Annotated in this window: 17 protein-coding genes; 5 read left to right on the top strand and 12 right to left on the bottom strand. The window is 66.4% G+C overall.

The window, feature by feature from the left end; genetic code table 11:
* The first annotated feature begins 53 nt into the window (after window positions 1-53).
* From AADZ90_RS07400 to AADZ90_RS07385, 4 genes are read left to right on the top strand one after another with little or no spacing between them, the layout of a single operon-like run.
* Window positions 54-614: a TRAP transporter small permease gene (locus AADZ90_RS07400; RefSeq protein WP_367311862.1), complete on the top strand. Its 561-nt coding sequence runs from the start codon at window positions 54-56 to the stop codon at window positions 612-614.
* 1 nt (window position 615) lies between these two features.
* Window positions 616-1920: a TRAP transporter large permease gene (locus AADZ90_RS07395; RefSeq protein ID WP_367311863.1), complete on the top strand. Its 1305-nt coding sequence runs from the start codon at window positions 616-618 to the stop codon at window positions 1918-1920.
* Window positions 1917-2441, top strand: coding sequence for a winged helix DNA-binding protein (locus AADZ90_RS07390; RefSeq protein WP_367311864.1), 525 nt, complete (start codon window positions 1917-1919; stop codon window positions 2439-2441). The genes AADZ90_RS07395 and AADZ90_RS07390 overlap by 4 nt, the downstream gene beginning before the upstream one ends.
* On the top strand, window positions 2438-3358 hold the full coding sequence (locus AADZ90_RS07385) for a hypothetical protein (RefSeq protein ID WP_367311865.1): 921 nt from the start codon (window positions 2438-2440) through the stop codon (window positions 3356-3358). Before AADZ90_RS07390 ends, AADZ90_RS07385 begins: the two co-directional genes overlap by 4 nt.
* A 101-nt stretch (window positions 3359-3459) precedes the next feature.
* On the opposite strand, the gene AADZ90_RS07380 is transcribed toward AADZ90_RS07385, so the two are convergent.
* Together AADZ90_RS07380 and acnA are read right to left on the bottom strand one after the other, a co-directional pair.
* Complete coding sequence (locus AADZ90_RS07380; protein ID WP_367311866.1) at window positions 3460-4173, bottom strand: SDR family NAD(P)-dependent oxidoreductase; 714 nt, start codon at window positions 4171-4173, stop codon at window positions 3460-3462.
* Window positions 4170-6944, bottom strand: coding sequence for an aconitate hydratase AcnA (acnA, locus tag AADZ90_RS07375; protein WP_367311867.1), 2775 nt, complete (start codon window positions 6942-6944; stop codon window positions 4170-4172). Before acnA ends, AADZ90_RS07380 begins: the two co-directional genes overlap by 4 nt.
* Before the next feature lie 231 nt (window positions 6945-7175).
* Here acnA and AADZ90_RS07370 point away from each other — a divergent pair, with 231 nt between their 5' ends.
* The gene (locus AADZ90_RS07370) at window positions 7176-7838 is read left to right on the top strand and encodes a DUF1223 domain-containing protein (RefSeq protein WP_367311868.1); all 663 of its coding nucleotides are present in this window, start codon (window positions 7176-7178) and stop codon (window positions 7836-7838) included.
* Between the two features lie 57 nt (window positions 7839-7895).
* On the opposite strand, the gene AADZ90_RS07365 is transcribed toward AADZ90_RS07370, so the two are convergent.
* The 10 genes from AADZ90_RS07365 to secD form a co-directional block, all read right to left on the bottom strand.
* On the bottom strand, window positions 7896-8438 hold the full coding sequence (locus tag AADZ90_RS07365; protein WP_367311869.1) for a DsbE family thiol:disulfide interchange protein: 543 nt from the start codon (window positions 8436-8438) through the stop codon (window positions 7896-7898).
* On the bottom strand, window positions 8431-8577 hold the full coding sequence (ccmD, locus tag AADZ90_RS07360; protein ID WP_367311870.1) for a heme exporter protein CcmD: 147 nt from the start codon (window positions 8575-8577) through the stop codon (window positions 8431-8433). Before ccmD ends, AADZ90_RS07365 begins: the two co-directional genes overlap by 8 nt.
* Window positions 8577-9305: a heme ABC transporter permease gene (locus AADZ90_RS07355; protein WP_367311871.1), complete on the bottom strand. Its 729-nt coding sequence runs from the start codon at window positions 9303-9305 to the stop codon at window positions 8577-8579. Before AADZ90_RS07355 ends, ccmD begins: the two co-directional genes overlap by 1 nt.
* A 31-nt stretch (window positions 9306-9336) precedes the next feature.
* Window positions 9337-10002: a heme exporter protein CcmB gene (gene ccmB / locus AADZ90_RS07350; protein WP_367311872.1), complete on the bottom strand. Its 666-nt coding sequence runs from the start codon at window positions 10000-10002 to the stop codon at window positions 9337-9339.
* The gene (ccmA, locus tag AADZ90_RS07345; RefSeq protein ID WP_367311873.1) at window positions 9999-10631 is read right to left on the bottom strand and encodes a heme ABC exporter ATP-binding protein CcmA; all 633 of its coding nucleotides are present in this window, start codon (window positions 10629-10631) and stop codon (window positions 9999-10001) included. The genes ccmB and ccmA overlap by 4 nt, the downstream gene beginning before the upstream one ends.
* Before the next feature lie 194 nt (window positions 10632-10825).
* Window positions 10826-11194 carry an Mth938-like domain-containing protein gene (locus AADZ90_RS07340; protein WP_367311874.1) on the bottom strand — a complete coding sequence of 123 codons (369 nt, stop codon included), beginning with the start codon at window positions 11192-11194 and terminating at the stop codon, window positions 10826-10828.
* Window positions 11195-11245: 51 nt separating this feature from the next.
* Entirely contained in the window at window positions 11246-11998 is a 753-nt protein-coding gene (locus tag AADZ90_RS07335; RefSeq protein WP_367311875.1) for a sulfite exporter TauE/SafE family protein, read from the bottom strand.
* A gap of 8 nt (window positions 11999-12006) precedes the next feature.
* Window positions 12007-12759, bottom strand: a complete 753-nt coding sequence (locus tag AADZ90_RS07330; protein ID WP_367311876.1) for a sulfite exporter TauE/SafE family protein — start codon at window positions 12757-12759, stop codon at window positions 12007-12009.
* The gene (gene secF / locus AADZ90_RS07325; protein WP_367311877.1) at window positions 12752-13735 is read right to left on the bottom strand and encodes a protein translocase subunit SecF; all 984 of its coding nucleotides are present in this window, start codon (window positions 13733-13735) and stop codon (window positions 12752-12754) included. The genes AADZ90_RS07330 and secF overlap by 8 nt, the downstream gene beginning before the upstream one ends.
* A gap of 1 nt (window position 13736) precedes the next feature.
* The gene (secD, locus tag AADZ90_RS07320) at window positions 13737-15401 is read right to left on the bottom strand and encodes a protein translocase subunit SecD (protein WP_367311878.1); all 1665 of its coding nucleotides are present in this window, start codon (window positions 15399-15401) and stop codon (window positions 13737-13739) included.
* Window positions 15402-15551: the final 150 nt, after the last annotated feature.

Raw genomic sequence — 15551 nt, 5'->3', positions numbered from 1 at the left:
GCCCAACGGAGGCCGGGCCAGGTGCCCGGCCCTCGACTATGGAAGGAGGGCCCATGCGACGCGCGCTCGATCTCACTTACGCCGCGGCGCTGGCCGCCTCGGCCGTCGCCCTCGTCACCATCGCCGTGCTGGTCTTCGTCCAGATCCTGGGCCGCATCCTCGACCGCGCGCTCCTCGCCCTGGGGCAAGAGGCGATCGGCCTGCAAGTCCCCTCGCTGGCCGAAATCGGCGGCTTCCTCTTCGTCGCGGCGGCCTTCCTGGCCTTGCCGGGGACCCTTCGGGCAGCGGGCCATGTCCGCGTGACGATGCTCGCGCGCGCCTTGCCGGCGCCGCTCGCCAAAGGGCTGACGATCCTCGTTCTCGCGGCCGCGCTCGCCCTTGCGGGCTTCGCCTCCTGGCACAGTTGGCTTCAGGTGCTCGACAGCTGGCAGTTCGAGTCGGTCTCCTTCGGGATGATCCCGATCCCCCTCTGGATCCCGCAGGGCGCCATGACGCTCGGCCTCGTCCTTTTCGCGCTGGCGCTGGCCGACGAACTCCTCACCGCGCTCAGGGGCGAAACCCCCGCCTTCGCTGCCGCGGAAAGCGGCCGCAGTCTTGACGAGGCGGGACACTAGGATGGACCTCACCACCCTCTCCCTCATCCTCGTCGGCGTCCTTTTCCTCTGCCTCGCGCTCGGCCTCTGGGTGGGCTTCTCGCTGATCGTCGTGGGGCTGACCGCGATGACGCTGGCCACACCGGCGCCCGTCGGCGCGGTCTTCGCGACCAAGGCCTGGGCCGCGCTCAACATCTGGGATCTCACAGCGCTGCCGATGTTCATCTGGATGGGCGAGATCCTGTTCCGCTCCCGCCTCTCCTCCGACATGTTCCGCGGCCTCTCCCCCTTCACCCGGCGCCTGCCGGGCGGGCTTTTGCACGTCAACATCCTGGGCTGCGCGCTCTTTGCCGCCGTCTCGGGCTCGTCGGCGGCCACCACGGCGACCGTCGGCCGCATGTCTCTGCCAGAGCTGCGCGCCCGCGGCTATGACGACCGCATGGCGATCGGAACGCTGGCGGGCTCGGGCACCTTCGGTTTCCTCATCCCGCCCTCGATCATCCTGATCGTCTATGGTGCCGCGACCGAGCAATCCATTGCCCGCCTCTTCCTCGCAGGCGTCCTGCCGGGGCTGATGCTGGCCGCGATGTTCGCGGGCTACGTCATGCTCTGGGCCCACCTGAACCGCGACCGGATGCCTGCGGCAGAGGCGCCTCTACCGCTCGGCGACAAGCTCCGCGCCGCGACCCTCCTCCTGCCCACGATCCTGCTGATCGTCGCCGTCATCGGCTCGATCTACGCGGGCCTCGCCTCGCCCACCGAGGCGGCGGTGGTCGGCGTCGTCGGTGCCCTTCTCATCTCGGGCCTCTCCGGCGGGATCGACCGGCAAGGCGCGTGGGACAGCCTGAAGGGCGCCGTCATCACTTCCTGCATGATCGGCTTCATCCTGGCAGGCGCCGCCTTCCTGACCGGCGCCATGGGCTATACCGGCATCCCCCGCGCTCTGGCGACGTGGATCGGCGAGCTCGGCCTGTCCCCCTACGCGCTCCTCGCTGCGCTCCTCGTCTTCTTCATCGTCCTGGGCTTCTTCCTCGACGGGATCTCCATCGTCGTGCTGACCGTCTCGGTCATCCTGCCGATGGTGCTGGCGGCGGGCATCGACCCAATCTGGTTTGGCGTCTTCCTCGTCCTCGTCGTGGAGATGAGCCAGATCACCCCGCCCGTGGGCTTCAACCTGTTCGTGCTGCAATCGATCACCGGCCGAGACATATTCACCGTGGCGCGCTACGCGGCGCCGTTCTTCCTCCTCCTCGTCGCGGCCACCGCGATCCTGATGGTCTTTCCCCAGATCGCGCTCTGGCTGCCCTCGACCATGTCCGCCCGATGACGAAGAAACCGCTTCCCGATATCGGCCCCGTCGTCTCGTCGGCCCATCTCGCCGACAGCGCCTTGCCCGCGCTTTCGGAGGTCGAGTTCGCCGTGACCATGATGAACAACGCCTATCACCGGTGGATGGTCCGCTGCATGACGGCGGCGGGCGGGCCTACCATGTCGCCGCTCGAGGTGCTGATCCTTCACCTCGTCCACCACAGGGGCCGAGCCAAGACGCTGGCCGAGGTCTGCCTGATCCTGAATATCGAGGACACGCATCTGGCCAATTACGCGATCCGTAAACTGACCCAGGCGAAGCTCCTCAAGGCCGGGCGCAAGGGCAAGGAAAAGACCGTCGAGATCACTGAGGCGGGCGCGGCGCTTTGCACCCGCTACAAAGAGGTGCGTGAGGCGTTGCTCGTCCGCGCCGCGCGCCAGCTCGGCCACGATCCCGCGGATATCAGCCGGGTCGCGGCACTGCTGCGCGCGCTCTCGGGCAGCTACGATCAGGCCGCCCGCGCCGCCGCCGCGCTATGATCGAACGGCTGGCCGCGGCAATCGCCGGGCGCGGCCGCTGGATCCTGATCGCCGGGCTCGCCATTGGGCTCGCCTCGCCGGCGGCCGCCGCCGCCATACAACCTCATGTCGGCCCGCTCGTCATCGCGGTGCTCTTCCTCGCCATGCTCAAGATCGGGCCGCAGGCCTTCCGCATCGGGCGGCGGGACATGACCCGGTCGCTCGGGATCACCCTGGTGTTCCAGATGGCCCTGCCCTGCGCCGCCGCGGTTCTCTTCCTGATGCTTGGTATCCTCGACCGGCCGCTCGCGCTCGGCACGGTGCTGATCCTCACCGCCGCCCCGATCACCGGCGCAGCCCCCATCGCCGCCATGGCGGGCGGAGATCCCGCGCCTGCCCTGCGCCAGACGATCCTCGGCACCGCGCTCCTGCCGCTCACCGTCCTGCCGGTCTTCGCCCTGGCCCCCGCCTTCGGCGACACCTCCGCGATCCTTGGGACGGCCCTGCGCCTGCTCATCATCATCGGCCTCTGTGCCGCGGCCGCCTTCGCCCTGCGCAAAACAGGCGCCGCGGCCAAGGCGCCGAGCCTGATCGACGCCGCCTCCGCCATCCTGCTCGCCCTCGTCGTCATCGGTCTCATGTCCGCGGCCGCCGACGCGCTCCGCCAGAGCCCGGCGCAACTGGCCCTCACGCTCGCCTTCGTGTCGGTGCTGGCCTTCGGCCTTCAGGCGGTACTCCTGTGCCTCTGGCCCGGAACGTCCGGCGCCATCCCGCTGGCTGTCGCCGCAGGCAACCGCAACGTCGCCCTCTTCCTCGGTGTCCTGCCCGCCCCAGCGACGACAGACCTGCTACTCGTCATCGGTTGCTACCAGATCCCGATGTACCTGACGCCCCTGATCCTGCCCCGCCTCGCGGCCTGGACCCATCCCAGCCGATAAGGCGATCGCCAAATTTTTCTCGAAAAATTTGCTCAGACAAAGTCTTCTAGAAGATTTTGCTTCTGCAGGATTTTCTAGAAAATCCTGTTGACTGACCGCTGTCAGAACAGGCCGTAGCCCCCCGCAACCGTGATCTCTTCACCGGTGATGGACGCGGCAGCAGGCGAGGCAAGAAAGCGGACGGCGCGGGCCACATCTGTCACCGTTGCCATGGCCCCTAAGGGGGTGGCCGCCTCGATCTCGGCCACCATCTCTGCCGGGCGCGGCTTGTAAGCGCGTTCGACGGCGCCGGGAGAGACGGCGTTCACCCGGAGCCCCATAGGCGCGAACATCTTGGCAGCGCTCGTCGTGATGTTGAGAAGGGCGGCCTTGCTCGCCCCGTAATCGGGGGCGGCGTTCGGCGGGAAGCGGGCGTTGGTGCTGGCGATGTTCACGATGGACGCGCCACGCGGCATCTTCGGGGCGGCGGCGGCAATAAGCGCCATCGGGACAACCGCGTTAAGCAGCATCGCATGGGACGCGATGGCAGCATCGAAGCTGTCCCACGGGTTCTCCTGCACATGACCCGCATTGTTCACGAGCAGGTCGAGCCGCCCAAAATGGTCCGCAACCTGGTCGATCAGGACCTGCGCCGGCATCTCCGTCAGGTCGGCCTGGATCAGGAGCGTCGACGGATGGTCGGCGGCGAAAGCAGCCGCCTCAGGGCCGCCGCCCAGATAGGTCAGCGCGATGTAATGGTCGGCCGCCATCTCCTCGGCGATGGCGCGGCCAATGCCGCGCGCGCCGCCGGTGACGAGGGCGACCGGCCGGGTCACGCGGCCTCTTTTGCAAGGTTGCGCAACACGTAATGCAGGACGCCGCCGTTTTCGACATAGTCCTTCTCGACCGCCGTATCGATCCGGCATTTGAGCGTGATCGTCTTCTCGGTCCCGTCCGCATAGGTGATCTTGGCCGGGACTTCCTGGCCGGGGGTGACCCCTTCAAGGCCTTCGATGTCGACCGTTTCCTCGCCCGTCAGCTCGAGCGATTTGCGGCTGTCGCCGCCGGTGAACTCGAAGGGGATGACGCCCATGCCGACGAGGTTGGAGCGGTGGATGCGCTCGTAGCTTTCGGCGATCACCGCCTTCACACCCAGAAGCGCAGTGCCCTTGGCCGCCCAGTCGCGGCTTGACCCGGCGCCGTATTGCTCGCCCGCGATGATGACGAGCGGGGTCCCCTGTTCCTGGAAGGCCATCGCGGCGTCAAAGATCGGCATCTGCTCCCCGTTCGGGCCCTTCGTATATCCGCCCTCGACCCCCGGCACCCGTTCGTTGCGGATGCGGATATTGGCGAAGGTGCCGCGCATCATGACCTCGTGATTGCCGCGGCGCGAGCCGTAGGAGTTGAACTCGCGCACGGGGACTTGCCGTTCGCGCAGGTAGATGCCGGCTGGCGTCGATTCCTTGAAGGAACCGGCGGGCGAGATGTGGTCGGTCGTGACCATGTCGCCCAGCATGGCGAGGATCTTGGCCCCCTTGACGTCCGTGATATCGCCCGGCTGCGCGCCCATGCCCTGGAAGTAGGGCGGGTTCTGCACGTAGGTCGAGGTGGACGGCCAGTCATAGGTCAAGCTGTCGGTGGTTTCGACCGAGCGCCACTTCTCGTCACCCTTGAAGACATCGGCATATTTGGACTGGAACGCCTCACGCGTGACGGTCTTCTCGACCAGGTCGGCGATTTCCTTCTGCGACGGCCAGATGTCCTTCAGATAGACGTCGTTGCCGTCCTGATCCTGCCCCAGCGGCTCGGTCGTGATGTCGACATTCATGTCGCCCACCAGCGAATAGGCCACGACGAGTGGCGGCGAGGCGAGGTAGTTGGCGCGCACATCGGGGCTGATCCGTCCTTCGAAGTTGCGGTTGCCCGAGAGGACCGAGACGCCGATCAGGTCGTAATCGTTGATCGCCTTGGAGATCTCGGGCTCCAGCGGGCCGGAATTGCCGATGCAGGTGGTGCAGCCGTAGCCCACCAGGTGGAAGTCGAGCGCGTCGAGATCCTCCTGCAGGCCGGAGGCTTCGAGGTATTCGCTGACGACCTGCGAGCCGGGCGCGAGCGAGGTTTTGACCCATGGCTTGCGCGTCAGGCCCTTTTCGCGCGCCTTCTTGGCGACAAGCCCCGCACCGATCATCACATAGGGGTTCGACGTATTCGTGCAGGAGGTGATCGAAGCGATCACGATCGAGCCGTCATGCAGCTGATAGGCACCGCCATCGGCATCGACATAGCCGCGCTTATGATGGCCTTCGTCGCCGGGAATATGCTGCGGTTCGGGCTGGCCGCCTTCGCCTTCCCAGCGGACCTCGGCGGTTTCGGAGGCGTCGCTGGCGCGCTCCCCCTTGACGTAGGTTGCGAAGGCAGAGGCGGCCTTGGTCAGATCGATGTGATCCTGCGGGCGCTTGGGGCCGGAGATCGCGGGGATGACGGTGCCCATGTCAAGCTCGAGCGTGTCGGTATAGACCGGATCGTAATCGGCACCGCGCCACATGCCGTTTTCCTTGGCATAGGCTTCAACCAGCGCGATGCGGTCTTCATCGCGGCCCGTCAGGCGCAGGTATTTCAGCGTCTCGTTGTCGATCGGGAAGAAGCCGCAGGTGGCGCCGTATTCGGGGGCCATGTTGCCGATGGTCGCCCGGTCGGCCAGCGGCAGGTTATCGAGACCGTCACCGTAGAATTCGACGAATTTGCTGACGACGCCTTTCTCGCGCAGCATCTGGACGACCCGCAGCACGAGATCGGTCGCGGTGGTGCCTTCGGTCATCTCTCCGGTCAGCTTGAAGCCCACGACCTCGGGGATCAGCATCGAAATCGGCTGGCCCAGCATCGCCGCCTCGGCCTCGATCCCGCCGACGCCCCAGCCAAGGACAGCAAGGCCGTTGACCATGGTCGTGTGACTGTCGGTGCCGACGAGCGTGTCGGGATAGGCCACCTCTTCCCCGTTCTGATCTTTGTCAGTCCAGACGGTCTGGGCGAGATATTCCAGGTTCACCTGGTGGCAGATGCCGGTGCCGGGGGGCACGACGCGGAAGTTGTTGAAGGCCGACTGGCCCCACTTGAGAAACGTATAGCGTTCGAGGTTCCGCTCATACTCGCGGTCCACATTGTGCTGGAAAGCGCGCGGGTTGCCGAACTCGTCGATCATCACCGAGTGGTCGATGACAAGGTCAACCGGGTTCAGCGGGTTGATCTTCTCTGCATCCCCGCCAAGCGCCACGATCCCGTCGCGCATCGCGGCCAGATCGACGACCGCAGGCACGCCGGTGAAGTCCTGCATCAGGACGCGCGCCGGGCGGTACGAGATCTCGCGATTGGTCTTGCCGCCATTCGCGGCCCAATCGGCAAACGCCTTGATGTCGTCGGTCGTGACGGTCTTGCCATCCTCGAACCGCAAAAGGTTCTCAAGCACCACCTTGAGCGCGGCAGGCAGTTTCGAGAAATCGCCAAGACCCGCCTCCTCGGCTGCGGGGATCGAGTAATAGGCGAAGGAGCTGCCGCCTGCGGTCAGGGTTTTGCGGGTCTTTGCGCTGTCGTGGCCGACGGTGATGGGCATGTCTCTCTCCTCGCTGGCTGGATGGCTTGGGGCTCACCTAACGGGGCCCGGGGAGCCGTTCAAGGGGGCATCGGTGATTTCGGTATGCAAATGTACACTAATTTGCCGACGTTTCATGACATCTCTCTCTCAAAGCGTTGATTGGTCATTTCAGCCATGCTCCCCTACCTCTGGGCTCCGGGGGTGGATGAAAGGCAAGAGATGAGATTTGGGGCGGTTTTGGGCGCCTGCATGGCTGCCCTTTTGATGACACCGGCAAAGGCCGAGACGACGGTCGTGGTGGAGTTGTTCACCTCGCAGGGCTGTTCGTCCTGCCCGCCGGCAGATGCGATCTTGCGCGAGATGGCGCCGCGCGACGACGTGATCGCGCTCGCCCTGCATGTGGATTACTGGGACTATATCGGCTGGAAGGACATCTTCGGCGATCCCGCCCATACGGAACGCCAACGCGCCTATGCCCGCGCTGCCGGGGAACGCACGGTCTACACGCCGCAATTCGTGATCGCGGGCCAGGATCACGTGGTCGGCATCAAGCCGATGAAGCTGGTGGAAACGATCATGGCGCATCAGGCGCAGCCGCCCGCGGCGGTGGTGACGCTGGGCCGCGAAGGCGATGTGCTGGCGATCCGCGCAGTGTCGGCGGATCTGTCCGGCCCCATCGAGATCCACCTCTTCCGGTACATCCCGTCCGAGGAGGTCAGGATCGCCCGGGGCGAAAACCGCGGCCGGACGCTGACCTATGCCAATATCGTGTCAGAGTGGCAGATCGTCGGACGCTGGGATCCCCGGACGCCGTTCGAAAAAAGCGTGCCGGTCGCCGGGCCCGAACCGGTCGTCGTGATCGCGCAACGCCCCGAAGGCGGCCCGATCTTCGGCGCGGCACGCCTCCGCTAGAGCCAAAATCTTCTAGAAGATTTTGCAGCCGAAAATCCTTCTAGAAGGATTTTCCCCCTACTCCGCCGCCGCCGCAAGCTCCGGCCGGATCACCGTATCCATCACCCGGTGGATCGGCCCCTTGAAGACGAACCGGATCACCCCGTCCCCATCGATAATGAAGGTCTCGGGCGGCGCGACGACCCCCCAGTCGATGGCCTGCCGCCCCCGCGGATCGACGGTGATCCCGGCATAGGGATTGCCGAGCTCTTCCAGAAAACTCACCGCCTCGGCGTCCTGATCCTTGATGTTCACCCCGTAGATCGGGATCCCCTCCGCCGCCAGTTCCTCCAGCGCGGGATGCTCGGCCCGGCAGGGCGGGCACCAGCTGGCCCAGAAATTCACCAGCTTCACCCCGTCCTCCTGCAAGAGCGCCGTGTCGAAGGACGGATAGGGTGACAGCGGTGCGCTCACGACCTCCGGCACCTCCGCGCCGACGAAGACCGAAGGCGGAACCGACGGGTTCGTGCTGTCCCGGTCCTCCCGCTGCAACCCGGCCAGCATCAGCCCGCCCAGCGCCCCGAAGATTGCAAGCGGCAGAAAGATCAGAACCTTACTCACGCGGACCCTCCATCTCGTCCAGCAGCCGCTTCGCGCGCCGCGCCCGCGCCCAGCTCATGCCGACAAGGGCGACGATCAGCGCGATCGAGACAACATAGGCCAGCAGGATTTCGGCCGCGTATTCCCCCAATCCGGTCATCACGCCATCGCCTCCCGCCGCTGAAGGGCCGCCACCCGGCGCAGCCGGATCTCCGTCGTCGTCCGCACGAAGACCAGCGCCAGGAACAGCACGACGAAGCCCGCCAGGCACACCAGCAGCGGGAACCAGTAGACATCCGCGATGTTCTCCTCCGCATCCAGCGACAGGGTCGCGCCCTGATGCAGCCCCTGATTCCAGAAATTCACCGCATAGCGCGACAGAACCGCAAAGACCGATCCCACGAGGCACAGGACCGAGGTCAGATCGGCCGCCGCATCCGGATCCTCGACCGCGGCCCAAAGCGCCAGATAGCCCAGATAGAACAGGAACAGGATCAGAAACGAGGTCAGCCGCGGGTCCCAGGCCCACCAGGTGCCCCACATCGGCTGGCCCCAAACGGCGCCGGTGAACAGTGCCATCACCGTCATCACCAGACCCACGCCCGCCGCGGCGCGGGCGGCCAGGGCGCTCACGTGGTGCCGCCGGATCAGCCAGACCAGCGAGGCGACCAGCATCATGACCCAGATGTTGATCGCCATCATGGCCGACGGCACATGGACGTAGATGATCTTGACGCTGTACTCGAAATTCTCCGCCCGCGGCACGAAGAAGAAGCCCCAGCCAAGCCCCACGACCAGCAGCACCGCCGCCAGCCATGACAGCCACGGCACCACCCGGTCGCTTACCGCGATGAAACGCTTGGGGTTCGCATATTCCCAGATCGACATGTCTGCTATCTAGACGCCGCGCCGCGCCCCCTCAAGCCGATGACCGAAGGTTGATCCGCAAAACAGCCGCCGCGGCGAAGGGCAAAAGCGCGCAGGTGCCCAGCGTCACGCCGCCCAGCAGCAGCAGCGCCGTGCCCGCCCCCTGCCCTTCGGCGCTCAGCCGCACCGCCTCGGCCCCGAAAATCAGCGTCGGCACGTAAAGCGGCAGCACCAGCAGCGACAGAAGCAACCCGCCGCGCCGCAGCCCCACCGTCACCGCCGCTCCGAACGCGCCGATGACCGACAGCGCGGGCGTCCCGATGGCCAGCGAGGCCAGAAGCACCGGCACCACCGCCGGATCGAGGCTCAACAGCACCCCCAGCACCGGCCCCGCCAGCGTCAGCGGCAAGCCCGTCGTCAGCCAATGGGCCGCCGCCTTGACCAGCGCCACCCCCTCCATCGGCAGCGGAGACGTCGCCAGCAGCGCCAGCGACCCGTCCTCCCAGTCGAGCGCAAAGATCCGGTCGAGCGTCAGCAAAGCCGACAGCAGCGCCGCCACCCAAAGGATCCCCGGCGCGATCCGCCGTAGCAATTCCGTCTCCGGCCCCACGCCGAACGGCACCAGCACCACGACGATCAGGAAGAAGGCCAGCCCCAGGCCGAACCCGCCGCCCGCCCGCACTGCCAGCATCAGATCCCGGCGCAAAAGCGCGATCACGCAAAGAACTCCTCTTCCTCGGCCCTGTCCGCAAACTCCCAGACCGGCGTCGCCTTGTAAGGTGTCAGATCCAGCGTATCCGTCTCCAGCCCCAGATCGATATGCGTCGCGATCAGCGCCGAGCCGCCGTCCGCGCACTGCGCCTTCACGGCCTCGGCGAACAGCCCGACCGAGGCCGCATCCATCGATACCGTCGGTTCGTCCAGAAGCCAGACCGGCCGCCCGGTCAACAACAACCGCGCAAGGCTCAGCCGCCGCTTCTGCCCCGCTGACAGGGCCTGCGCCTGCCGGTATTGCAGCGGATAAAGATCAAAGGCGAAAAGCGCCGGCTTGATCCGCTCCAGTGGCGTTCCGTAGATCCCCGCCCAGAAGGCGAGGTTTTCCCATACGGTGAGCGCCGCCTTCAGCCCGTCCGCATGGGCGCCATAGGCCACCCGATCCTCGGCCCCCGTGATCTCCCCGGAAAGCGCGGGCTGCAACCCGGCGATCGTCCGCAGAAGCGTCGTCTTCCCGATTCCGTTCGGCCCCCGCAAGACCAGCACGCGCCCCGGCTCCAGCGTGAACGACACGCCTTCCAGCACCGGCATCCCGCCGCGTGCGCAACTCAGATCTGTCACGGAAAGCGTCATGCGTCCGGCTTAACGCATTGACCGCAAAGGCGGAAGCTCGGGATACGTTCCACAACATCCGACTTGAAAGATGAGGCGTCGCACGTCCCGGGCGTGACGCGGGACCTCTTGCGCCGCTTGTCGCATCAAGTCCCGTTACGTTGCGGCTCGGCAGGCTGAGATCCCGGATCAAGCCCAGGACGCAAAGCGCTTCTTCATTCTGCCTCGCCGTCGATAGGCAGCAGCGCCACGGCGACCCGCCGCCCCTCGCCCAGCAGAACGTTATAGGTCCGGCATGCCGCGGGCGAGGCCATGACCTCGACCCCCAGCCCCGCGCCCTCCAACACGTTGCGCAACGCGGCGGGCAACGGCGCGATCTCTGCCCCCATGCCCACGAACAGCACGTCGATCTCGCCCGCCAGCGCCAGCAGCGGCTCCCGGTCGTCCAGCCCGGCCCAGTCGCCGACACCGCCCGGCCCGATCAGCACGGCGCCCTGGCGCGCCTCGCCGCCCACGCGAAAGAACCCCGGCCCGTATCCATCAACCGGAACCCCGCCGGAATAGACCACCTCGTTCAGCCGCATGCGCCACCTCCTTTCCGCCCTAGCTAGCATACCCGCCCCCGGCGCCAAGCCTCAGCTGAAAAGCGGCAGGCTCAGCACCGCCGATCCGGCGATCAGCAGATAGGCCACCCGGCGATAGAACCGCTCCGCCTCCTTGTGGAAGATCCACGCGCCCAGAACGTTCCCGCCCAGATACACCGGCGCCAGCATCAGCCCCAGCGCCAACGTCGGCCCGGCCACCAGCCCCGTCCCGAAAAGCAGCGCCACCGTCACCAGATCCCCGAAGAACAGGTACAGGATCATGTTCGCCCGGATCACCGCCTCCCGGTCCCGCCCCGCGACGTAAAGCAGCACCACTGGCGGGCCGGCGAGCCCCGTCGATCCCGCCAGTCCGCCGCCGATCATCCCCGTTCCGAAGATCACCGGCCGCCCTCGCGGCCCGCCATAGCGCCAGCCCGTCAGCAATACGGCCAGCAGGCCCAGGACGACCAGCGACACCGCCCAGCGGAACGGCTCCGGCGGCAGGCGCGTCAGCACCCACAGGCCCAGCGGCAACCCGATCGCCGCCCCCATCACCAACAACTTCACCTCCGCCCGGCGCCCCTCCCGCCAGGCGCGCGGCACGTTGGGCAATGGCCCGATCACGTCGAAGATCACCATCGTGGCGAGTGCCGTGACCGGCGGCAGGATCGTGCTGGCCAACGGCATATAGATCATCGCCGACCCGAAGCCTGCGAACCCGCGCACCAGCCCCGCCAGCAGCGCGATCCCGAACAGCCAGATCAGACCATCCGTCGCCCATGCCGCCGTGATTGCGTCGCCCACCCCGGGGCTCAGTCCCAGACAGGCAACGCCGCCAGCGCCGCCAGCCCGATGATCACGTAGGCCACCCCGCGATAGATCGGCTCCCGCCCCGGCGTGAACAGCGCCTTCCCGACCCGCGTCCCCACCGCATAAAGCGGCATCAGGATCAGCCCCAGCCACAACGCCTCGACCGTCAACAGCCCCTGCATCCACAGAAGCGGCAGGAACGAGATCGAGGTCGCCGTCAGAAACAGGATCAGGTTCGCCCGCGCCCGCCGCGCCCCGTCCGACCCGGCCAGTTGGAACAGGATCACGATCGGCCCGTTCAGCCCCGTCATGCCGCCCATCACGCCCGCGCCCGCACCGATCCCCGCCCGGCTCGCCAGCGTCGGCGGGGCCGAGAACCGCCAGCCGGCGATCAGCGCGGCCAGCGTGATTGCTACGATGATCGCGACGATCGTCCGGATCACCTCCCGGTCGAGCACCGACAGCCCCAAGACGCCCAAGGGTGCCGCCAGGATTGCCGCGGCGATCATCGTTCCCGCCGCACGCCGGTCCGCCTCCCCCCAGGCCGAGGGCACGACGGTGAACACCGACACCAAGGCCGACAGCGCAAAGGCCGCAATCGCCGTCTCAGGCGCGATGAAGGCCACCGCGATGGGGGTAAAGATCAGCGCCGCTCCGAACCCGGCAAAGCCGTAAACGACGCCTGCGACCGTCACGGCCCCCAGCACCGCCCAAAGCCCCGGCAGCGCAAGCGCCGCCGAAAGGCCCTCAGGCATCCTTTGTCTCTGCCGTCGCGAACTGCGTTCCCGCAGGCGCGCCGTCATCGGGCTTAGACCAGTCCCGCTTGACGCCCAGCCACAGCAGCATCGCCGAGGCCACGAAGATCGAGGAATAGGTCCCCACGATCACGCCCCAGATCATCGCGAAGACGAACCCGCGGATCACGTCCCCGCCCAGGATATAAAGCGAGATCAAAGCCAGCAGCGTCGTGACCGAGGTCATGACCGTCCGGCTCAGCGTCTCGTTGATCGACTGGTTCAGAACCTCCTTCAGCGGTTTCTTCTTGTACCGCCTCAGGTTCTCCCGCACCCGGTCGAAGACGACCACGGTGTCGTTCAGCGAATAGCCCACGATGGTCAGAAGGGCCGCGATGATGGCCAGATCGAACCGGATCTGCAGCTCCGAAAACACGCCGATCGTCAGGATCACGTCATGGACCAGCGCCGCCACGGCCCCCAACGCGAACTGCCACTCGAACCGCAGCCAGATATAGACCAGCACCGCCCCGATCGCGAGCAACACTGCAATCACCGCTGCCTGAATCAGCTCCCCACTAACGGTAGGCCCTACGGACTCGATGGCGGGAAAGGTGATGTCTGGTGCCACCCCGCGCAAAGCCTCCTGCACGGAATTGATGGTGTCCTGCGACACCGCCTCGTCACCCTCCTGAGCCTGAATCGTGATCGACGCCACGTTCTCGTCGGGCCCGAATCTCGGATCGGTCACCTCCGTGATCGAGAAATCCCCTAGCTCGAGCGGCGTCAGAACCTCCCGATAGACCCCGACATCGACTGGTTGCGTGCTCTCAGTTCGGATCGTCGTCCCACCCACAAAGTCGATCCCGTAATTCAGCCCCTGGATCAGGAACGACACGAAGGCCGCCACCATCATCAGCGCCGAAATGCCGAGCCACAGTTTCGAGCGCGAGAAGAAATCCCAGCTCGTCTCCTTGGGAACCAGCCGCAACCGCATCTCAGACCTCCACCGTCTTGGGCCGTCGCCACTCGAACCACATCACGACCAGAACCCGCGTCACGAAGATCGCCGTAAAGACCGATGTCAGGATCCCCAGCCCCAAGGTGATCGCAAAGCCCCGCACCGGCCCCGCTCCCATGGCGAACAGGATCGTCGCCGTGATGAAGGTCGTGATATTCGCGTCCACGATCGCCGACAAAGCCTTCTCGTAACCCAGAGAGATCGCCCGCGACGGCCCCTTCGCCGTCTTCAGCTCCTCCCGTATTCGCTCAAAGACCAGCACGTTGGCGTCGACCGCCATCCCGATGGTCAGCACGATCCCGGCGATCCCCGGCAAGGTCAGCGTCGCCCCGATGAGGCTCAGAAGCCCGAAGATCAGCGCCACATTGATGATCAGCGCGATATTGGCGAAAATCCCGAACAGGCCGTAACTCAGCGCCATGAAAATCAGCACCGCCGCAAAGGCCACAAGGCACGCGATCCGCCCCGCCTCGATACTGTCCTCCCCCAGATCCGGTCCGATCGTCTGCTCCTGGAGAAACACCAACTCCGCCGGCAGCGCCCCCGCGCGCAAGAGGATGGCCAGCTGCGTCGATTCCTCCAGCGTAAAGCGGCCCGTAATTATTCCCGACCCGCCCGGAATATGGCTCTGGATCACCGGGGCCGAGACGACCTCCTCGTCCAGCACGATCGCAAACAGCGACCCGATATTCTCAGCCGTGTAGTCCCCGAATTGCCGCGCGCCGGTCGGGTTAAACCGGAAGGTCACAGCGGGCTGCCCGTTCTCGTTAAACGACGGTTGCGCATCGACCAGTTGCTCGCCCGTCACGACTGGCGTCCGCTCCAGGATGTAGAACACCCCCTCCTCGTCCAGCGACGGCAGCACCTCCGTCGACCCAGTCGGGGCCGGCGCCTCGCCTCCTTCGATCCGGTTCACCACCGGCTGGAAGGTCAGCTGCGCCGTCGTCCCGATCAGGTCCTTCACCTCCTGCGCCGAGCCCACGCCCGGCACCTGGATCAAAATCCGGTCGCCGCCCTGCCGCTGGATCGTCGGCTCCCGCGTGCCCGCCTCGTCGATCCGCCGCCGCACGATCTCGAGCGATTGTGCCATCGTGCGGTCATCGGTCGCCTGCTGTTCTTCCTCGCTCAGCGACACGGCGATCACGTCCCGCCCCTCGGCCCGCACGTCCAGATCCGTCCCGCTCACCCCGGCCAGCGTCTGCACCGGCCGCGCCAGCCCGCGCACCAGCTCCAGCGCCCGCGGCATCGCCTCCGGGTTCCCGATCCGCACCCGCAGCGCCTCGTTCGTCGTCTCGACCAGCCGGATCGACTCGAAGAGCTGCCGCTCGTCCCGCAAGACATCCCGCACCGCAGGCCACATCGCCTCGAGCCTTGCTTCGTAGACCTGCTCCACCTGCACCTCGGCCAGCAGATGCGCCCCGCCCCGCAGGTCGAGCCCCAGGTTCACCAGCCCCGACGGCAGCCAGGCGGGCCAAAGCTCCTCCCCCTCGACCGTCGCCGGATCCAGCCCCAGCGCGATCTGCGCCATCGCGTCGTTATGCTGCTCGACCCGCGGGTAGAACAGGTTCGGCATCGCCAGAAGCAGCCCCGCAGCCACGGTCAGCCAGATCAGAACCCGCTTCCAAGGCTCGATTTGCAGCATTTCTCGGTCGCCCTATCGAATGTATCGGCCGCATTGGGCCGCGTCATGGTCTTGAGCCGGATCAACCCGCTCGACGTTCTGCACTCTCAAATCAGTCGGAAATATGTGTAAGACAGCGCCTGCGGAAGGAGGATCCGAAGACATGATGCG

The organism is Aestuariibius violaceus, from assembly GCF_040779325.2.
Lineage (GTDB): Bacteria > Pseudomonadota > Alphaproteobacteria > Rhodobacterales > Rhodobacteraceae > Aestuariibius > Aestuariibius violaceus.
The sequence above is the reverse complement of the archived record's forward strand: the minus strand, read 5'-3'. Positions and strand labels throughout refer to the sequence as shown.